The organism is Bradyrhizobium sp. STM 3843 (genome assembly GCF_000239815.1).
GTDB lineage: Bacteria > Pseudomonadota > Alphaproteobacteria > Rhizobiales > Xanthobacteraceae > Bradyrhizobium.
The window spans coordinates 46,587-66,398 of the sequence record NZ_CAFK01000310.1 but is presented as its reverse complement, the minus strand read 5'-3'; the positions used below and the strand labels follow the sequence as shown (position 1 = coordinate 66,398).

Genomic DNA, 19,812 nt, shown 5'->3' with positions numbered 1-19,812 from the left:
CTTCGAAACATTGTCGTCGCAGGCGGCGCGGCGCTTCGTCGCCAGCTTCAAGGCCCGATATGGCGAGGATGCACCGGTGACTGCCTGCGCGGAAGCCGCCTACTTCCAGGTCCATTTGGCGATGCGCGCGGTGGCCAAATGCGGCTCGGACGATCCCGAACAGGTGCTCGGCAACATGCGCGATTTCGAGTTCGATGCGCCGCAGGGGCGGGTACGTGTCGATCCCGAGAACAATCACACCTATCTGTGGCCGCGCATCGCCCGCGTCGACGGCATGGGTCGCTTTCAGATCGTCTGGAATCCGGGCGTGCGGGTGAAGCCTGACCCGTACTGCGTGGTCCAGAGCCTCGACGACTGGTCGGTCGACGAGCAGCAGCTCATTCGCTCCTGATGATCAGGGGCGCGGGACGGAGAACTGGACGTGGCCATCCAAATTCTTCGTGATCTGCGCGGCTTGCGGGTCCACGTGGTGCACCCGCCGGACAGTGAGCGTACCAAGCTTGTCGAGCACCTGCGCCGCATCGGCTGCATGGTCGAGATGCAATGGCCGGTGCCGGAATGCTGGGCAGAAGGTGCCGATGTCATCCTGCTGGCGATCGAGCACGACATGCGCCTGGAGATACAGCGTTTGCTGAAATCTGATGCCGGCCATCGGCCGACCCTGATTGCGGTCGTCTCTTACGAAGACCCGTCGACATTGCAACTGGTACTTGAGGCCGGCGCCGTTGCGGTGATCGAACGACCGATCCGGCCATTCGGATTGCTGACGAATCTGACGATCGCCCGCAGCCTGTGGTTGGAGCGGCGTGAATCCGAGAAGCGCGTGCGCAAGCTCGAACGCAAGCTGGCCGGCATCCAGCGGATCCAGAAAGCCAAGGCGATCCTGATGGATGGTCAGGGACTGAGCGAGGCTGATGCCTATGAGAGCATTCGCAGACAGGCGATGTCGAAGCGCCTCTCGATGGACGACATGGCCGCAGCTATCATTCACGCAAACGAGCTCTTGCAATACCGCGCCAAAGATGATTAGCTTTTATTAGTTGAGGGGAGAGCATCCTTTCGACATCGCCGGACCATCGATGATGCTGGTCTGGCACCGGCTAGGCAGCCCGAAGAACCCGTGAAGGGTTCGTCGGGCTTTTTGTTTTTGGACCGAGTTTCGCCGCCGACGCACACCACGTTGTCGGGGCTCGATCCGATCTGGGCGAATTTCTGGCAGCAAGCAACGCGCTTCGGCGCGAACGAGGCCGTGTGTCTGGACAACGGGGAGTGTGCAGTATGGCAGTTGATAGACGCAAGTTCTTGAAGAGCGGCGCTTTGGCGGGTGGCGCGCTGATCACCTCGCCATGGGTGTTTTCGACCGGCGCGAAGGCTGCGGGCGAGATCAAGGTCGGTGTGCTGTTCTCGCTCACAGGCGGCCTCTCGATCATCGAGAAATCCTTGCACGACGCGACGATGATGGCGATCAGCGAGATCAACGCCGGCGGCGGTGTCAAAGGCATGAAGATCACGGCCGTTGCCGAGGACGGCGCCTCCGATCCGAAGACCTATAACGAGAAGGCGTCCAAGCTCGTCATCCAGGATCGGGTCCCGACAGTGTTCGGTTCCTACACCTCCGCCAGCCGCAAGGCTGTGCTGCCGGTGTTTGAGAAGCGCAACAACCTCTACTTCTATCCGACCTATTATGAAGGATTCGAGTGCTCCAAGAACGTCGTCTACACCGGCGCCGTTCCGAACCAGCAGCTATCTAACTTCATTCCCTGGATCATCAAGACGCTGGGCAAGAAGAAATTCTTCATCGTCGGGTCGAACTACATCTATCCGCGGGAGATGGCCAAGGTCTCCAAGATCCTGATCGAGAAGAACGGCGGCGAATGGATCGCCGACGAATATCTGGAGCTCGGTCATTCCGAATGGGGGTCGATGGTCAACAAGATCAAGTCGTCCGGCTGTGATGTTGTCTTGTCGAACGTGGTCGGTGACTCCGTCGTCGCATTCTACCGCGAGTACAAGAACCAGGGCCTCACGCACGACAAGCTGCCGATCTGTGCAACTGTCACCTCGGAGATCGAGATCGCGGCGATGGGGGCGGAATATGCGGTGGGCTCCTTCACCTCCTTCCCGTATTTCCAGGCCATCGACACCGACCGAAACAAGGCGTTCATCGAGCGCTACCGAGCGTTCGTGAAGGATCCGAAGGCGGTGACCCATCACGCGCTCGAGTCGTCCTACTTCCAGGTCTTCCTGTGGAAGCAGGCGGTCGAGAAGGCGGCCGAGATCTCTCCGACCGCGATCCGCGAGGCCGTCAAGGGTCAGGAATTCGATGCGCCCAACGGCCATGTCAAGATCGAGCCGGAGAACCTGCACACCTATCTCACCCCGCGTATCGCACAGTGGCTCCCGGATGGGCAGGGGAAGATCATCGACGCCTACAAGGAGCCGGTCATGCCGCTTCCTTACGTCGCGTACGGTGAGACGCCGACGAACCTCTTCTGCACGGGGAAGGGGCTGGATGCAGCCAAGCTGAAAACCTGACGTCAAAAAACCTGACCTGAAGGAAATCTCGTCCGCCGCGCGTTCTCCCGCGCGCGGTTGGACGGCGGAGGCATATGGCATGCTCGAGGTCCTGTTCATCGGTCTCAGCCTGGGATCGATCCTGCTGTTGGTCGCGCTCGGCCTCGCCATTACCTATGGCGCGATGGGCGTCATCAACATGGCCCATGGCGAGATGGTGATGGTGGGGGCCTATGTGACCGTGCTGTCCGGCCTGTGGCTGGGCACCAACATCTTTGTCGCGATCCCGCTCGCCTTCATCGTCACCGCGCTGCTCGGGCTGCTGATCGAGCGGGTCGTCGTTCGCAAGCTTTATGGCCGGCTGCTCGATACGCTGCTCGCGACCTGGGGCATCGCGATTTTGATCCAGCAGGCCGTCAGACTCGAATTCGGGCTGTCGTTCCTCGGCATTCACATCCAGGGCCTCGGACCGGGCCTGCAGAACGTCAGCGTGCCGGAGATCCTGCAGGGCACACTCCGTATCGCAGGTGCCGACATCAATCGCTACCGCGCCTTCATCATTGTGGTGACCGCTATCCTCGCCCTCGCGACCTGGTTTGTGATCTACCGCACCGTGGCCGGCACCCAGGTTCGCGCCATCATCCGCAATCCGAAGATGGCGGCGGCCTGCGGCATCGATGTCACGCGCGTCAACGCGCTGACCTTCGCATTCGGCTCAGGCCTTGCCGGCGTCGCCGGCGTGATGATGTCCGGCTTCAAGACCGTGTTTCCGGACATGGGGACGCCGATGGTGGTCGACGGCTTCCTGGTCGTCGTGATGGGGGGCGTCGGCAGCCTACTCGGCTCGGTGTTCTCTGCGGGCATTCTCGGCGAGATCAACGGCCTGGTGGCGGCCGCGACCAATGACATTCTCGCCCGTGCCGTCGTGTTCGGCGTCGTGATTGCGATCATCGTGCTCAAGCCGAAGGGCCTGTTCGCCCTGAAGGGGCGCTGACCATGCTGTCCAGGCGCCGCATCGACTGGGTGATCTACGCCGCGTTCATTGTCCTGATCATGGTCTTTCCGCTGATCATGGATTCGTTCTGGCTGAACCGGCTCGCCAAATATCTCGTATTCGGGATGCTCGGCATCGCTGTCGCGCTGTCGTGGGGCTATGCCGGCATCCTCAATCTCGGGCAGGGGCTGTTCTTCGGGGCCGGCGCCTACATGCTGGCGATGTCGCTGAAGCTCGCCAGCACCACCAGCCTGCAGCAGGGCTCCGATAAGCCGGTGCCGGACTTCATGCTGTGGAACGCTGAGCCTGGCGCCAAAACCGAACTGTGCTGCATCAACAAGGCCTCGTTCCTCTGGCTACCGTTCCAGAGCCAGTGGTTCGGCGTCGCCATGGCCTTGGTCCTGCCCGTGTTGATCGCCTTCGTGCTCGGCTCGATCGTGTTCCGCAAGCGCATTTCCGGGGTATTCGTCTCGATCATCACCCTGGCGCTGGTGCTGCTGGTCCGCCTCATCATGATCGATGCCCAGCCGGTGACCAACGGGTTCAACGGCCTCACCGATCTCGGCTGGTTCAAGCTGGGAGAATTCGAGTTCGACCCCTATGTGGTGCCGACCTATTACCTGATTGCGATTTCGCTGAGCGTCGTGCTGGTGCTGGCGCGGCTCCTGGTCGAGACCCGGGCCGGCGTGATCCTGCAGGCGATCCGCGACGACCAGAATCGGGCGCGCTATCTCGGCTTCGACGTTCCGGCCTACCAGACCTTCTTCTTCGCTGTGTCGGCGCTGATCGCCGGCTTCGCTGGCATGCTCTATGTGATCGTATCGGAGTTCGCCTCGCCGACCTTCATGGATCTGAGTTTCTCGATCACCATGGTGGTGTGGGCGGCAGTCGGCGGCCGCGCCTCGATCCTCGGGGCATGCATCGGCGCCATCCTGATCAACATGATCTCGGCGACGGTCAGCGAGACCGAAGGGTTCGCTGAGGCGTGGAAGGCGATCATCGGCCTCGTCTTCGTGCTGGTCGTGCTCTATCTGCCGCGCGGCATCGCCGGTCTCGCGCATGATCTGATCGACCGCTTCGTCGCGCGCAGGACGCCTGACCGGACGCGAGCGTTGCGCGTCAACGGCGCGTCCTCACAGCTTGCAGAGTAGGCCGATGGCACAGGCAGCATTGACCATTGATGGGCTCAGTGTCGACTTCGAGGGCTTCAAGGCCGTCAACGGCGTGTCGATGATCGTCGAAGACGGCGAGCTGCGCGTCCTGCTCGGCGCCAACGGCGCCGGCAAGACCACCCTCATGGACCTGATCTCGGGCAAGACCAGGTCGACCGGCGGTCGCGTGTTTCTCCACGATACCGACATCACGAACTGGGAAGAGCACAGAATCGCGCGCGCCGGCATCGGGCGCAAATTCCAGATCCCGAGCGTGTTCAAGGAGCTGACCGTCCGCCGCAATCTGGAGGTCGCGAGCTGCACGAGCCCAAGCGTGTTCGCCAATCTTGGCTTCGGCTTTCCGGCGAAGGCGAAGGTCGACGAGGTGCTGGAACTGATCGGGCTCACCGACGAAGCCAACCGCGTTGCCGCCTATCTCAGCCATGGCCAGACGCAATGGCTCGAGCTGGGTCTCCTGCTCACGCAGGACCCGAAGATCATCCTGCTCGACGAGCCGACCGCGGGCATGACCCAGGCCGAGACGCATAAGACCTCACTGATCGTCAACAATCTCAAGGGGCGCCACACCATCATCGTAGTCGAGCATGACATGGCGTTCGTGCGTGAGATCGCCGAACGGATCACCGTCCTGCATCTCGGGCAGGTCTTGGCGGAAGGTAGCGTTTCCGAGATCGAGACCGATCCCAAGGTCAAGCAGGCCTATCTTGGCTCGAAAGGGATCACCTGATGCTGGCGCTCTCGCATGTCGACAGCTTCTACGATCGCAGCCACATCCTGCACGACATCTCGCTCGATGTGCCTGAGAAGCGCGTGACGGCCGTCTTGGGACGCAACGGCACCGGCAAGACGACGCTGCTCAAGACCCTGATGGGATTGACCGACCGCATGGACGGGCAGATCAGGCTGGCCGATCGAGAGATCGGCGCGGAGCCGACATTCAGGCGGGCGCGCGCAGGGATCGCCTATGTGCCTCAGGGCCGGGATATCATTCCCGATTTCACGATCCGCGAGAACATCCTGATGGGCTCGTTCGCGCGGAGGGACGGTAAACGCGAGATCCCGCCGCTGGTCGCCGAGCTGTTTCCTTATCTGATGAACAATCTCGACCGCAACGGCGGCGTGCTGTCCGGCGGCCAGCAGCAGCAGCTTGCGATCGCACGTGCGCTCGCCGCCAATCCCAAGATCATCCTGCTCGACGAGCCGAACGAAGGCATCCAGCCGTCCATCGTCGAGGAGATCGAGCAGGTCATCGTCCGGCTCAACCGGGAGATCGGACTGACCGTGATCCTGGTCGAGCAGAACGTCTCGTTCGTCCGCAATGCGGCGCACCGCTTTGCCATGATGGAGAAGGGGCGCATCGTCGCGGCGGGCGACATTTCGGAACTCACCGACGCGATGGTTCACCGGCACATGGCGGTGTGACCGGGGCGGTGCGTGGAGGCAGAGGGCGGTGCGTCGGCCAGCGCATCGGAACTTGAACGGCAGGGCTTATGACGGGTTGGATGCAAGGAGAGCAAGATGCTGCACGGTGATATCACTTCAAGTCAGGACACGATCGGCGTCGCCGTCGTGAACTACAAGATGCCGCGCCTTCACACCAAGGCGGAGGTGCTCGACAACGCGCGCAAGATCGCCGACATGATCGTCGGAATGAAGACCGGTCTGCCCGGGATGGATCTCGTGATCTTCCCGGAATACTCGACCCACGGCATCATGTACGATTCCAAGGAGATGTACGAGACCGCCTCTACCGTGCCCGGCGACGAGACCGAGATCTTTGCGGAAGCCTGCCGCAAGGCCAAGGTCTGGGGCGTGTTCTCGCTGACCGGCGAGCGCCATGAGGAGCATCCGAAGAAGGCGCCCTACAACACGCTGATCCTGATGAACGACAAGGGCGAGATCGTGCAGAAATACCGCAAGATCATGCCTTGGGTACCGATCGAGGGATGGTATCCCGGCAATTGCACATACGTGTCGGAAGGTCCGAAGGGGCTGAAGATCTCGCTGATCATCTGCGATGACGGCAACTATCCCGAGATATGGCGCGACTGCGCCATGAAGGGTGCCGAGCTGATCGTGCGCTGCCAGGGCTACATGTATCCCGCCAAGGATCAGCAGGTGATCATGGCCAAGGCCATGGCCTGGGCCAACAACGTCTATGTCGCGGTTGCCAACGCGTCGGGCTTTGACGGCGTCTATTCCTATTTCGGCCATTCCGCGATCATCGGCTTCGACGGCCGGACGCTCGGCGAGTGCGGCGAGGAGGATTACGGCGTGCAGTATGCGCAGTTATCGAAATCGCTGATCCGCGACGCCCGCAAAAACGGCCAGTCGCAGAATCATCTCTTCAAGCTCGTGCATCGCGGCTACACCGGCCTGATCAATTCGGGCGACGGCGACCGCGGCGTCGCCGCCTGTCCGTACGACTTCTATGCCAAGTGGATCGCGGATCCCGAGGGCACCCGCGAGATGGTGGAATCGTTCACGCGCCAGACTGTCGGCACCGAGGAATGTCCGATCGAGGGCATCCCGAACAAGAAGGTGGCGCATCGGTAAGAGGTTGGCGTGTGGGGCGGCGGATCAGCATCCGTCCGCCCCGGCGTCCCCTGAATCGCAATCTCTGGAGTTATCTGCGATGCTGCGCATCGACCGCGTGCTGGGGAGCAGGCTGGAGCCGGAATTCTCCGAAGAGCTTCACCGCCTCGAACATCAGGGCGCGGTCGATGTCGTCACTGTCCCGGCAGCCGACCTCGCCCGCCGACGGCTCCTCATCGCGACCCGCAATGGCGAAGAGCTGGCGATTGCGTTGCCCCGCAATGAAAAGCTATTCGATGGCGCGGTGCTGCTGCTGGAGGACGATCGCGCCATCGTTGTGCGCGCTGCGACCGAGCGCTGGCTTCGGCTGGAGCCACGCTCGATCTCGGATGCCGTCGAACTCGGCTATCAAGTCGGCAACCTGCATTGGCGGGTGCGCTTCGGCGGGGAGGTGCTGCTGGTGGCGTTGGAAGGACGCCCCGAAGACTACACCGCGCGGATCGAGAACCTGATCGCCGCGCGGCGCGTTGCCGTCACGGTGCTGGACGAGGAGACTGTCGATGCGCTCGCGCCGGCCGATTCGGTCTCAACCGCGATAGCGCACGACCACCCTCACGATGATCACTGAGATGCTGGCGCTGCTGCGCGCGATATGGCAGGCGGACGCGGCGTTCCCGAGCGGCGCGTTCGCTTTTTCCTACGGTATCGAGGGCGCGATGGCGCTGCGCCGTGACATGAGTCTGTGCGAGTTCGAGCGGCTGTGTGCCGCCGTCTTGCGGCAGCGCTGGGCAAGCTATGACCGGATCGCGCTGTTGCGTGCTTTTCGGGCCAAGGCTGATATCGCGGCACTTGCGACGATCGATCAGGAGGTCGAGGCATCGACCATGATCGAGGCCTTGCGATCCGGCTCGCGGCGCAACGGCGCATCCTTCTTGGCCGCCCATGCGCGGCTCGGCCAGCCGTTCGCTCTTGCGCTACGCGATGCCGTGAAGTCGAGTACATGCTTGGGGCACATCGCAGTCATGCAGGGGGCCGTGTGGGCGGCGCTGCAGCTCGATGAGCGCCACGCCGAGCTGTGCTCGGCCTATACGGCAGCATCCGGGCTCATCACGGCTGCGGTGCGGTTAGGAAGTGTCGGCGCGTTGCAGGGCCAGGCCGTGCTGCAGGGATTGCTGCCGCTCATCGACGAACTGGTTGCGCGCCCGGTCGCCGAGCATGCCGAACTGGAGAGCTTCATTCCCTTTCTCGACGTTGCAACGGCGCGCCATGCTCATGCCGAACTCCGGCTGTTCGCCAATTGAGAGTGAAACCGCATGCTGCTGACGCCAACCGAACTCGAGCGCCTGACCATCTTCAACGCCGCTGAGCTCTCGCGTCGCCGCCGAAGGCGCGGGCTCAAGCTGAATTATCCGGAAGCTGTCGCCATCATTGCCGACGAGATCTTGGAAGGTGCGCGCGACGGCCGCTCGGTCGCCGACCTGATCAGCTACGGCTCGACCATCTTGACCACGGACGACGTGCTGCCCGGCATTGCCGCGATGATGGACATCATCCAGGTCGAATGCACCTTTCCCGACGGCACCAAGCTCGTGACCGTGCACGAGCCGATCCGGCCTGCACCCGGCGCTGCGGCGGATGGCGAGCGCCCCGGTGAGGTGAACGCGCAGGCGGGACAGATCGTGCTCAATGCCGGACGTCGCAGCGTAACGCTCACGGCGATCAACACCGGCGACCGGCCGATCCAAATCGGCTCGCACTTCCACTTCTTCGAGGTCAACAAGGCGCTCGAATTCGATCGCGCCGCAGCCTTCAACATGCGGCTTGATATTCCCGCCGGCACAGCCGTGCGCTTCGAGCCAGGGGCATCCAAGGAGGTCACCCTGGTCGAATTCGGTGGCAGCCAGCAGCTTACCGGGCTCAATAATCTGACCGATGGCGCGGCCGCGCATCCGGACGTGCGTGCTGCGGCGCTGGCGCGCGCCAAGGCACGTGGCTTCCGCGGCGCCTGAGCCTTTTGAAGGGGGAACGAGGTGACGACGATCGACCGGCGCGACTATGCCGCACTCTATGGCCCGACCACCGGCGATGCGGTCCGGCTCGGCGACACCTCGCTGTTCGCCGTGGTTGAGAAGGACCATGCCGTGTATGGCGACGAGTGCCTGCATGGCGGCGGCAAGACCCTGCGCGACGGCATCGGCATGGCCGGGATCACGAGCCGCGAAGGTGCGCTGGACTTCCTGCTCTGCAACGTCACCGTGATCGATCCCGTGATCGGGATCGTCAAGGGCGACCTTGGCATTCGTAACGGTCGTATCGTCGGCATCGGCAAGGCCGGCAATCCCGCGATCATGGATGGGGTCGATCCGCGCCTGATCGTTTCGACCGGCACGACGGTGCGCGACTGTGAAGGGTTGATCGCAACCCCAGGCGCGATCGACGTGCACGTGCATTTCGACAGCGCCGGCCTCGTCGAGCATGCGCTGGCGAGCGGCATCACCACCATGATCGGCGGTTCGCTAGGGCCGATCACGGTCGGCATCGATTCCGGCGGACCGTTCAACACCGGCAAGATGCTGCAGGCCGCGGAAGCGTGGCCGATGAATTTCGGCTTTCTCGGGCGCGGCAATTCCCATCGCGAGGCACCGCTGATCGAGCAGCTGCAGACCGGCGTGATGGGACTCAAGCTGCACGAGGACTGGGGATCGATGCCGGCCGCAATCGATACCTGCCTCAAGATTGCCGACGCCCACGATTTCCAGGTGCAGATCCATACCGATACGCTGAACGAATCCGGCTTCGTCGAGAACACGCTGGAGGCGATCGGCGGGCGCACCATCCACATGTATCACACCGAGGGCGCGGGCGGTGGCCACGCACCCGACATCATCCGCGTCGCCGGCGAGAGGCACTGCCTGCCGTCGTCGACCAACCCGACCAATCCCTACACGGTCAACACCTTCGACGAACATCTCGACATGACGATGGTGTGCCACCATCTCAATCCGGCCATCCCGGAGGACGTCGCCTTCGCCGAGAGTCGCATCCGCGCGCAGACGATCGCCGCCGAAGACGTGCTGCACGACATCGGCGCGATTTCGATGCTGGGCTCGGACAGCCAGGGCATGGGCCGCATCCATGAAGTGATCTGCCGGACCTGGCAGCTGGCGTCGAAGATGAAGGATCAGCGCGGCGCGCTGCCGGAGGACAAACCAGGCTTCGGCGACAATGCGCGCATTCGTCGCTACATCGCCAAATACACCATCAACGCCGCACGGACTTTCGGCATCGCCGAGCACATCGGTTCGCTCGAGGATGGCAAGATCGCCGACATCGTGGTGTGGCGTCCCGCCTTCTTCGGCATCAAACCGGAGCTTGTGATCAAGAGCGGCTTCATCGCCTGGGGCGCGATGGGGGATAGCGCGGCGTCGCTGATGACCTGCGAGCCGATGCTGATGCGGCCGCAATGGGGCGCATTCGGCCGCGCGCCCGCGGCGCTGTCGGCCTGCTTCGTCCACCCGTTCGCGATCGACCGCGGGCTCGGCCGCGAGCTTGGCCTCTCGAAGCAGCTGCTGCCGGTCAGCGGTACGCGCAAGCTCTCCAAACACGACATGCTGTGGAACGACGCTTGTCCGAACATCGCCGTCGACCCGGAGACGTTCGACGTGTTCGTCGATGGCGAGCTTGCGACCTGCGAGCCCGCCCGCGAGCTGCCGCTGGCGCGGCGCTACATGCTGAGGTGAGCCGATGCTGCACAACCCGCGACCGATCGATGATGACGTCGGCGCCCAAGTCGGCGCGGCGCGCGTCGGCATTGGCGGCCCAGTCGGCTCGGGCAAAACGGCTCTGATCGAGGCGCTGATCCCGGTGCTGCAGCGGCGCGGCATCGATTTCGCAGTCGTCACCAATGATCTCGTCACCAAGGAGGATGCCGAGCGGCTGCGCCGCTCCGGTCTGATCGATCCGGCGCGCGTCTCCGCAGTGGAGGCGGGCGCCTGTCCGCATACCGTGATCCGCGAGGATCCGACTCTCAACATTGCGGCCGGCGATGAGCTCGAAATGCGCTTTCCCAGGCTGGAGCTGATCCTGTTCGAGTCGGGCGGCGACAATCTGGCCTCGACCTTCTCGCTGGACCTCGTCGACTGGTGGATCTTCGTCATCGACGTCGCGGGTGGCGACGATATCCCGCGCAAGCGAGGGCCTGGCCTGCTGCGCTGTGATCTCCTGGTCGTCAATAAGATCGACCTCGCTCCGCATGTCGGTGTCGATCTCGATCGCATGCTTGTGGAGGCGCGCAAGGTCCGTGATGGACAGCCTGTGATCGCGACCAATCTCAAGACCTGCACTGGCGTGGAGGCGGTGGCCGATGCGATCTCTGCTGCCGTCCTATTCCGTATCTGAGACGGGACGGGCGGCTGAAGCCGCGCTATCCGTCGATCTCGCCGGCGGCCGCAGCGTCCTGCGACGCCAACATGTCGGTTATCCCCTGCATGTGACTCGCGGGTTCTATCTCGACGCCCTCAGGCCCGATCTGTTGACGCTCTATCTGCAATCGGCCTCTGGTGGGATCTATGCCGGCGACCGGATCGCGCTCGACGTCGTCGTTGCGCGTGACGCTGCGTTCCACCTGACAACGCAGGCCGCGACTGTGGTTCACGACGGCCGCGGCATCGGCGCCGTGCAGCGGCAGACCGTGAACGTGGACACCGGCGCATTCTGCGCCATCACGACCGATCCTTACGTGCTGTTTCCCGGCGCGTCGCTGGCGCTGGAAACGACAGCCGTTGTGGCTGCGGACGCCGTGCTCTGTGTGGCCGATGGCTTCGCAATGCATGATCCCCGTGCGAATGGGCGTGCCTTCGCGGAGGTCTCCAGTCGTCTGCGGATCGTGCGGCCGGATGGCCGCCTGCTGCTGCAGGACGCCGGCCGGATCAAGGGCGACCAGCTGCACGATGCGCTGGGAGCGCGCACGGCCTCGGCCAGTCTTGTCCTGATCGCGCCAACCGATCGGCTGCCGCCGCCGCAGACCTTGCATCAGGTCGCGGACGAATGCGGCGCGCTGGCTGGCGCGTCGGCCGCCCCGAACGCCGCAGGCCTTGTTCTTCGTATCCTGGCGCCTGATGGTGGCGCGCTGTCGCGCGCAATGGATGCAGCATTCCACGTCGCCGCGCAGGCCGCACTCGGGGTGAAGCTGGCGCGCCGGCGCAAATAGGATCATCGTCGCGCCAAGCGAAAATAGAGCTCGGACAATCGCGCCGGCAAGTCTTCGACACGATGGACCAGCATGGTGTTGCCGCGGCCGAAGATGCGTGTCGCAGCCTCCGAGCCGGCTCGGCCAAGCACGACGCCATAGGCATCAATGCCGGCGGCATGCAGCCCGACCGCAGCGCGACGGGCATCTTCGATCAGATCCAGCGGATCCGAGACATCGACGTCCGAGGGCTCGCCGTCGGTCAGCACGATAAGCAGCTTGCGGCTCGTCGTCGTCTGGCCGACCACCGCACCGGCATGACGCAAGGCCGTGCCCAGGCGGGTGGACAATCCGGAGGACAGGCCCGCGAGCCGCGCGCGGCAGTCGGTATCATAAGGCTCGTCGAAGCCCTTGATGCTGGTCATCCGGACATCTTCGCGTCCGTCGGAGGCGAAGGCCAGCAGCCCGAACGTATCGCCGAGCTGGTTCATGGCCTCCGCAAGCAGGGCCACGGCCAGCCGTTCGACATCGAGAATGGTTGCTCCCGAGGCAAGCCGGTCGTGGGTGGACTCGGACGTATCGATCAGGAGCAGCGCCGAGAGATCGCGGTGCATGGCCTTGGTGGCGCGGAACACGCGCAGGTCCGGCTTCTCGCGGCTGCGCAGCGCGATTGCGGCGTCGAGCACGGCATCGAGATCGAGGTCATGACCGTCCTGTTGCCGCTTCAGCCGCACCGTGCGGCCGATGCGGACGCCGCGGACGAGGCGCGCGACACGGCTGCGCAATGCGCCCGCGCGGTCGAGCGCATCCTCGATACTTCTGGCGTCGCCCGCATGCGCCGCGACCTCGCGCACGGTAGTCCAGTTGGCGCGCTCGATCGCATCGACGCGGTCCCATTCGGGATAGCGCGCAATGATCACGCCGCGTTCATTGGGCGCCACGGAGCGAGCTTTTCCCGGCGCGGGTGTCGTCCCACCCGGATCATGCTCCTGTCGCGGCCCCTCGTTGTCCTCCCGCCGCTGCCGGACGGCGTCGATGAACAGCTCCAACACGTCGGCGGTGGGCTGCGGGTCGTCACCAAAATCCCACAGGCCGAGACCATCGTCACGATAGAGCGGCTCGACCACATAGGTCTTGGCGTTGAACTGCACCCGCATCTGGCCGAGGTCGTTGCCGAGCAGCATGCCGATCTCGCGGCTGATCGCGGACTCGTTGATCCGCGGCAGTGCCGCTGTAAACAGCGCGCGTCCTTTGCTGACGAAGCCGTCATCGTCGACGTAAGCTGGATCGAACAACGCGCGCGCCAGCCGTGCGAGCAGCATCGGCGCGGTGCCGATGGTGGTGGGAACTGCGACGTGATAGGGCGCCCACAGCCGCCGCAGGCCGGGCAGGGCGCGCATCGCCAGCGCTTCGGCGCGGGCGTCCTCGATCAGACCGACCAGCGCCACCTGCAGCGGCTTGAGCTGGCCGATCGGAAAGCGTGCACGGCCGAGCGCGAGGTGCGCCTGCGCATGGGCGGCCGCAGCCTGAAACAGTGCCCGTGCCGCATCGCCCTGCACGCCGCGATAGATCTCGGGCAGCCGGATCAGCGGTTCCGCGATTGCGGCGCGGCGCTGCGGCTGCTGACCGCCGTCTTCGAGCGCCATGCTTCGCAACAGCGGCACGTCGCCCCAGAGTGCGGTGAGGAACGCTTTCAGCTCATGTTCGATATCGGTGAATGTCACCGCACCGGGATCCCGCGTGATCAGCCGCCGCGCCAACTCGTCCTGCAGCGAGAAGAACGCGATCCGCTTGCGACGGTCGCCGGCCGCGGCGCGCAATCCTGCGGCGACGAAATTCTCGAACGCCTCGATCGTGCCCGGCTGCAGGATCTCGCCCATCCGGCTCGCCACCGGCACCACGGATTCCGGCGCCTGCCGTGCAAGCCTCTCCATCGCCCGCCACCACCGCGATAACGGCGCGCCGTTGCCGAGGACGCGGCGCGCGGCAGGCAGAGCCTTGAGCGCGCCGGTTGCGGCCTGCGCACCGGCATTGCGGCAGATCTCGACGCTCGCCTGCGCCGCGCCGAGCAGCGGCGCGATTTCGCCGGACATAGCGCCTGCCGTGCTCGCCTCCCAATAGGCCAGCAGGCAGGACGGGCCCGCATTGACATGCGCGAGCTTGAGCACCGCGCCGGCCCATGCCTCCAGTTCGGGCGGCTGGAACTGCCGCGACAGCATCTCCCAGGTCGACAGAAACAGCGGCCGCAGGCTGTCGCGCTGCCGCATTAGCAAATGCAGCGCGCGCGTGTCGCCCTCCGGCTCCGCGACCAGCTTCAACGCGATCGGCGGCTTGGCTGCGCTCACGGCAGGCATGCCTCGATCGCGTCGGTGAGGGCCGCGCGGATGTCCGGATTATCCGTGATTGGCAGCACGATGCCGGACTGTACCGCGGTCGCAAGCGGCAGGCCGGCGCGCACCATGCGGCCGGTATGGATCAGCATCCGCGTTGAGGCGCCTTCGTCGAGGCCGTGGCCCTGCAGATTGCGCGAGCGCTCCGCGATCGCGACGAGCAGGCGGGCGAGGTCCGTGTCCGCGCCACTCTCGCGTGCAATGATGGCGCTCTCCGTTGCCGGCGGCGGATAGCCGAAGTCGATCGCGATGAAGCGCTGCTTGGTCGATTCCTTCAGGTCCTTGACCGCGCTCTGGTAGCCGGGGTTGTAGGAAATGGTGAGCTGGAAGTCCGGATTCGCCGGCACGATCTCGTTGTGCTTGTCGAGCGGCAGGATGCGGCGCGCATCGGTCAGGGGGTGGATCACGACCGTGGTGTCCTGCCGCGCCTCGACGATTTCGTCGAGATAGCAGATCGCGCCGTGGCGCACGGCGAGCGTCAGCGGCCCGTCGTGCCATACGGTGCCGGACGGTTCCAGCAGGTAGCGGCCGGCGAGGTCGGCCGCCGTCATATCCTCGTGCGCGGCGACCGTGATCAGCGGCATGTCAAGCCGCCAGGCCATGTGCTCGATGAACCGCGTCTTGCCGCAGCCGGTCGGTCCCTTCAGCATCACCGGCAACCGTTCCTGATAGGCGGCCGTGAAGGTTGCGATTTCGTCGGCTTGCGGCTGGTAGTAGGGTTCTGCACCGATCCGGTAGGGATCGAGAATCATGCGAGGCCTCCGCGTTCTGCGCGAAGGGCCGGGCCAAACGCCACCGTCCCTCGCGAATGAGGATGTGGCAATCTTTGCCTGGGAGGCACGCTGCAGCTTCGAAGCGCACCAGGAGCGGCGTGGCCGCGGTTCCAATTAGAGCCGAAGAAGGGCCGCGAGACAAGGCTTTCGATACCTTGCTGGGGAGTCGCCACCTTGGCCGCAAGCTTCGCTGCGCCCCCGCCTGGCCGAGGGCTTGGCCGGCGAACAGCGCGGAAGTCCATCATAATGGTGAGCGCAAGAGCCGGACCGGACGACATCGGTTATCGGGTATTTTCTCGGGTTAAACTAAGTAGAACACCGGATGATCCGGGCCGGGAGGTGGTTCAATATGCCGATCTCTCTTTGGCGGCCTGGCTCCGGGAGGATTTTATGCAGCTAACTCCGAGGGAGTTCGACAAGCTGCTCGTCCATATGTTGGCCGATGTTGCACTGAAACGACGAGCCAAGGGCCTCAAGCTCAACTATCCGGAAGCCGTCGCCGTCATATCGGCGACCGCCCTTGATGGCGCGCGGGCCGGCAAGACAATCGAAGACGTCACCAACGAGGCGCGTACCGTTCTGACCAAGGCCGACGTGATGGATGGCGTCGCCGATCTCATTCCCATGGTGCAGATCGAGGCCGTGTTCAGCGACGGAAGCCGCCTGGTCACGGTGCACACGCCGATTCAATAAGTGTTTTCTGGAGATCAACATGGCTGGACCAAAAGTGGGACCCAAGATCGCCGCCGATGTGGATCCGGCGACATCCCACGTGCCGCTCGGCGGCTACGTGTGCAGCCCGGCGGCGATCACATTCGATGCCGATCGCCCGGTGACGACGCTCAAGGTGCGCAACGCGGGTGACCGGCCGGTACAGGTGGGATCGCACTTCCATTTCTTTGAGGTCAATCCTGCACTCGAGTTCGATCGCGCTGCGGCCTTCGGGCTGCACCTGAACATCCCATCCTCGACGGCAACGCGGTTCGAGCCCGGCGACGAGCGCGAGGTGCAGCTCGTGCCCTATGGCGGCAAGCGCGCCGTCTACGGTTTCAACAACCTCGTCGATGGTCCGACCGCGGATCGCAATGCCGCCACGGTGAAATCAAAGGCGGTAGCGCTGGCAGCGCAACGGGGCTTTCGTTCCTTACAGAACAAGGCGTGAAACGCAAATCCTTGAACGAGGGCCATAATGGCTACCATCTCCCGGCAAGAATATGTCGGCCTTTTCGGTCCGACGACAGGCGACCGCATCCGCTTGGGCGACACGGGCCTGTTCGTCGAAATCGAGCGCGATCTGCGCGGCGGTTACGGCGATGAAATCGTCTTCGGCGGCGGCAAGAGCATGCGCGAGGGCATGGGGATGGACAATCAGGTGACGCGGGCAGGGGGCGCCCCCGACCTGGTGATCACCAACGTGACCGTCATCGACGCGGTGCTGGGCGTCGTGAAAGCCGACGTGGGTATCAAGGATGGCCGCATCTGTGCGATCGGCAAGTCTGGCAACCCTCAGACGATGGATCGCGTTACGCCTGGCCTGGAGTTGGGATTGGCTACCGACGCCATCTCGGGCTCACATCTCATCCTGACGGCCGCCGGGATCGACACGCACATTCATTTCATTTCCCCGCAGCAGGCCGAGGCCGCGCTCTCCAACGGCACGACCACGTTGATCGGTGGCGGTACCGGTCCTTCGGACGGCTCCAACGCAACCACCGTCACTTCGGGTCCCGGCAACATCAGCATGATGTTGCGCGCGTTCGAAAACTGGCCGCTCAACGTCGGCATTCTCGGCAAGGGGCACGGACACGGCAAAGCCGCGCTGGTTGAACAGATTGAGGCGGGCGCGGTCGGTGTCAAATGTCACGAAGACTGGGGCACCACCCCGGCGGTGCTTCGCTCCGCGCTGACCGTTGCCGACGAGACGGACACCCAGGTCTGCATCCATACGGATACGCTGAACGAGTCCGGCTTCATCGACGATTCGATCGCGGCGTTTGAAGGACGGACGGTCCATTCGTTCCATACCGAAGGTTCCGGCGGCGGCCACGCGCCGGATATCATCAAGATCGCCGGCCTTCCTAACGTCTTGCCGTCCTCGACCAATCCTACGCTCCCCTACGGCATCAATTCGCAGGCGGAGCTCTACGACATGATTATGGTCTGTCATCATCTCAGTCCTGACATCCCCTCGGATGTGGCCTTCACCGAGAGCCGTATCCGCGCCGAGACCATTGCTGCCGAAAATGTCCTGCAGGATCTCGGTGTCATCTCGATGTTCTCGAGCGACTCGCAGGCCATGGGGCGGATCGGGGAATGCTGGCTACGTTGCATCCAGACCGCTGATGCAATGAAGACTGGACACGGCAAGCTGCCGGAGGACGTACCGGGAAACGATAACTTCCGCGTGCTGCGCTATGTCGCAAAGATCACGATCAATCCGGCGATCGCGCATGGAATTGCCGACGTGCTGGGTTCGGTCGAGGTCGGCAAGATCGCCGATCTCGTGCTGTGGGAGCCGGCGTTCTTCGGCGCAAAGCCAAAGATCGTGATCAAGAACGGCTTCATAAGCTGGGCGGTGATGGGCGATCCGAACGCATCGCTGCCGACGCCGCAACCCACCTATTACCGGCCGATGTTCGGTGCTTACGGCGATGCGCTGGCCGCCAATTGCATCACCTTCGTCTCCGGCTCCGCCCATGCTGCAGGTGTCAAGGAGCGGTTGGGGCTCCGCCGGCAGGTGATGCCGGTGAGAAATGTGCGCAAGATCGGAAAGCACGACATGGTTCGAAATACGGGGACACCGAAGATCGAGGTCAGTCCGGAAACCTTTGCGGTGACCGTTGACGGCAAGCACGCGACGGTTCCGCCGCTGACGACAGTCTCGCTCAATCAAAAATACTTCTTCAGCTGAGAAACCGGTCATGATCCTCATCAACTCCGTTCTAGGCAATGTCGCCGATCCGGATTGGGCCCGGCGGTTGTGTAGCGTCGAAATGGATCTGATCGAGATCGACCAGTGGGAGGCGCAGAAGAGCCGTTTCCGCAAGACGACCACAAAGGGTGCCGAAGTGGCCGTCTCTCTCGATCGCCGCACCCACATCCGCGACGGAGACATTCTGCTCTGGAATGCCCAGGCGCTGTCGGCACTCGTTGCGCGAATCGAGCTGCGCGAGGTGATGATCGTGCATCTGGATGACCTCATGAACGTCGCGCCCGGACTAGCAATGCGCACCTGCGTCGAACTCGGCCACGCGATGGGCAACCAGCATTGGCCGGCGCTGGTCAAGGACAACCGCGTCTATGTCCCTCTGACCGTCGATCGGAAGGTCATGGCCTCCGTCATGAACACCCATCGCTTTGAGCGGATCCGCTTCGAATTCGTGCCCGGACGAGAGGTCGTTCCCTACCTCGCCCCACATGAGTCCCGGCGGCTTTTCGGTGGTGCGGAAGGGCCCGTGCATTCTCATACTCACGAGCATGATGCCGAAGCAGAGGCCATACCGACAAGGACCGGGTCTGCACGTGATCACCGCGAATGAAAATGTGGACGGATCGAAGATAACGGCGTCGCTTTCGCGGACATTGCAGTTTGGCGACTCGATGTTCCCCGTTGGAGCGTTTTCATTTTCGTCCGGACTGGAATCCGCCGTTCAGGAAGGTGTGGTCAGAAACGCGGCGACCCTTCGGGCCTTCGCGCGCACCGCGGTGGAACAGGCGGCCCGCGGCGACTGCATCGCACTCATAGCAGCACACCGCGCGGCGACGGCCGGCGAGATCGATACCCTCGTTAGGATCGATGCTCAGGTCTATGCGCGCAAGCTCTCTGACGAAGCGCGAACCATGTCGGTCCGTATGGGCAAGAAGTTCACGGAGATGGGCGTCGCAGTGATTGGTGCCTCACTGCTTCGCACGTGGCGCGAATGCATTGAAAAGTCCGTCACGCCCGGCTGTTACCCCATCGCATTGGCGATCAATTTCGCGGCGCAGGAACTACCCGCCTATCACGCGTTCGTCGTGCACCAGTATGGCGTAGCGACGACCATCCTCGGCGCAGCTCTTCGGCTGATGAAGGTCAGCCACATCGAGACGCAGAAGATCCTGTACGAACTCGCCGGCGAAGTGGAACAGATGTACGCGACCGCGGCGGCAGCACGGCTGTCGGACATGGCAGGGTTTGCGCCGTTGACCGAGATCCTAGCTGCTGTCCACACCCGAGCGCGTGTGCGGCTGTTCATGAACTGACGTC

General features: G+C 63.7%; 21 protein-coding genes. 19 read left to right on the top strand and 2 right to left on the bottom strand.

Annotated elements, in window-relative coordinates:
* The 14 genes from BRAS3843_RS33300 to BRAS3843_RS33235 form a co-directional block, all read left to right on the top strand.
* The coding region (locus tag BRAS3843_RS33300; protein WP_175361177.1) for a transporter substrate-binding protein at nucleotides 1-391 on the top strand (391 nt) is incomplete at its 5' end.
* 30 nt (nucleotides 392-421) lie between these two features.
* Nucleotides 422-1,030, top strand: coding sequence for an ANTAR domain-containing protein (locus BRAS3843_RS33295; RefSeq protein ID WP_008973625.1), 609 nt, complete (start codon nucleotides 422-424; stop codon nucleotides 1,028-1,030).
* Between the two features lie 248 nt (nucleotides 1,031-1,278).
* Entirely contained in the window at nucleotides 1,279-2,535 is a 1,257-nt protein-coding gene (locus BRAS3843_RS33290; RefSeq protein WP_008973623.1) for an ABC transporter substrate-binding protein, read from the top strand.
* A gap of 79 nt (nucleotides 2,536-2,614) precedes the next feature.
* A complete protein-coding gene (gene urtB / locus BRAS3843_RS33285) occupies nucleotides 2,615-3,508 on the top strand; it encodes an urea ABC transporter permease subunit UrtB (protein ID WP_008973622.1) in 894 nt (297 codons plus the stop codon).
* A gap of 59 nt (nucleotides 3,509-3,567) precedes the next feature.
* Nucleotides 3,568-4,659, top strand: a complete 1,092-nt coding sequence (urtC, locus tag BRAS3843_RS33280; RefSeq protein WP_085967062.1) for an urea ABC transporter permease subunit UrtC — start codon at nucleotides 3,568-3,570, stop codon at nucleotides 4,657-4,659.
* Nucleotides 4,660-4,663: 4 nt separating this feature from the next.
* Nucleotides 4,664-5,407 carry an urea ABC transporter ATP-binding protein UrtD gene (gene urtD, locus BRAS3843_RS33275; protein WP_008973620.1) on the top strand — a complete coding sequence of 248 codons (744 nt, stop codon included), beginning with the start codon at nucleotides 4,664-4,666 and terminating at the stop codon, nucleotides 5,405-5,407.
* On the top strand, nucleotides 5,407-6,102 hold the full coding sequence (gene urtE / locus BRAS3843_RS33270) for an urea ABC transporter ATP-binding subunit UrtE (protein WP_008973619.1): 696 nt from the start codon (nucleotides 5,407-5,409) through the stop codon (nucleotides 6,100-6,102). Before urtD ends, urtE begins: the two co-directional genes overlap by 1 nt.
* A 96-nt stretch (nucleotides 6,103-6,198) precedes the next feature.
* Nucleotides 6,199-7,236, top strand: coding sequence for an aliphatic amidase (locus tag BRAS3843_RS33265; RefSeq protein ID WP_008973618.1), 1,038 nt, complete (start codon nucleotides 6,199-6,201; stop codon nucleotides 7,234-7,236).
* A 79-nt stretch (nucleotides 7,237-7,315) separates the two neighbouring features.
* Entirely contained in the window at nucleotides 7,316-7,843 is a 528-nt protein-coding gene (ureE, locus tag BRAS3843_RS33260; RefSeq protein WP_008973617.1) for an urease accessory protein UreE, read from the top strand.
* 1 nt (nucleotide 7,844) lies between these two features.
* Nucleotides 7,845-8,516, top strand: coding sequence for an urease accessory UreF family protein (locus tag BRAS3843_RS33255; RefSeq protein WP_008973616.1), 672 nt, complete (start codon nucleotides 7,845-7,847; stop codon nucleotides 8,514-8,516).
* A 12-nt stretch (nucleotides 8,517-8,528) separates the two neighbouring features.
* The gene (locus tag BRAS3843_RS33250) at nucleotides 8,529-9,224 is read left to right on the top strand and encodes an urease subunit gamma (protein WP_008973615.1); all 696 of its coding nucleotides are present in this window, start codon (nucleotides 8,529-8,531) and stop codon (nucleotides 9,222-9,224) included.
* A gap of 21 nt (nucleotides 9,225-9,245) precedes the next feature.
* Nucleotides 9,246-10,955, top strand: a complete 1,710-nt coding sequence (gene ureC, locus BRAS3843_RS33245; RefSeq protein WP_008973614.1) for an urease subunit alpha — start codon at nucleotides 9,246-9,248, stop codon at nucleotides 10,953-10,955.
* A gap of 4 nt (nucleotides 10,956-10,959) precedes the next feature.
* Complete coding sequence (gene ureG, locus BRAS3843_RS33240) at nucleotides 10,960-11,613, top strand: urease accessory protein UreG (protein WP_008973613.1); 654 nt, start codon at nucleotides 10,960-10,962, stop codon at nucleotides 11,611-11,613.
* Nucleotides 11,579-12,424 (top strand): urease accessory protein UreD, encoded by an 846-nt coding sequence (locus BRAS3843_RS33235; protein ID WP_008973612.1) that lies wholly within the window; start codon nucleotides 11,579-11,581, stop codon nucleotides 12,422-12,424. Before ureG ends, BRAS3843_RS33235 begins: the two co-directional genes overlap by 35 nt.
* Nucleotides 12,425-12,426: 2 nt before the next feature.
* On the opposite strand, the gene BRAS3843_RS33230 is transcribed toward BRAS3843_RS33235, so the two are convergent.
* Nucleotides 12,427-14,757, bottom strand: a complete 2,331-nt coding sequence (locus BRAS3843_RS33230; RefSeq protein WP_008973611.1) for a VWA domain-containing protein — start codon at nucleotides 14,755-14,757, stop codon at nucleotides 12,427-12,429.
* Nucleotides 14,745-15,545: a CbbQ/NirQ/NorQ/GpvN family protein gene (locus tag BRAS3843_RS33225; protein WP_008973610.1), complete on the bottom strand. Its 801-nt coding sequence runs from the start codon at nucleotides 15,543-15,545 to the stop codon at nucleotides 14,745-14,747. The genes BRAS3843_RS33230 and BRAS3843_RS33225 overlap by 13 nt, the downstream gene beginning before the upstream one ends.
* 411 nt (nucleotides 15,546-15,956) lie before the next feature.
* Here BRAS3843_RS33225 and BRAS3843_RS33220 point away from each other — a divergent pair, with 411 nt between their 5' ends.
* The 5 genes from BRAS3843_RS33220 to BRAS3843_RS33200 are packed head-to-tail and all read left to right on the top strand — an operon-like array spanning nucleotide 15,957 to nucleotide 19,808.
* Complete coding sequence (locus BRAS3843_RS33220; RefSeq protein WP_008973609.1) at nucleotides 15,957-16,259, top strand: urease subunit gamma; 303 nt, start codon at nucleotides 15,957-15,959, stop codon at nucleotides 16,257-16,259.
* 19 nt (nucleotides 16,260-16,278) lie between these two features.
* The gene (locus BRAS3843_RS33215) at nucleotides 16,279-16,728 is read left to right on the top strand and encodes an urease subunit beta (RefSeq protein ID WP_008973608.1); all 450 of its coding nucleotides are present in this window, start codon (nucleotides 16,279-16,281) and stop codon (nucleotides 16,726-16,728) included.
* A gap of 27 nt (nucleotides 16,729-16,755) precedes the next feature.
* On the top strand, nucleotides 16,756-18,477 hold the full coding sequence (locus tag BRAS3843_RS33210; protein WP_008973607.1) for an urease subunit alpha: 1,722 nt from the start codon (nucleotides 16,756-16,758) through the stop codon (nucleotides 18,475-18,477).
* Nucleotides 18,478-18,487: 10 nt separating this feature from the next.
* Entirely contained in the window at nucleotides 18,488-19,105 is a 618-nt protein-coding gene (gene ureE / locus BRAS3843_RS33205) for an urease accessory protein UreE (protein WP_008973606.1), read from the top strand.
* Nucleotides 19,089-19,808 (top strand): urease accessory protein UreF, encoded by a 720-nt coding sequence (locus tag BRAS3843_RS33200; RefSeq protein WP_244425536.1) that lies wholly within the window; start codon nucleotides 19,089-19,091, stop codon nucleotides 19,806-19,808. The genes ureE (BRAS3843_RS33205) and BRAS3843_RS33200 overlap by 17 nt, the downstream gene beginning before the upstream one ends.
* Nucleotides 19,809-19,812: the final 4 nt, after the last annotated feature.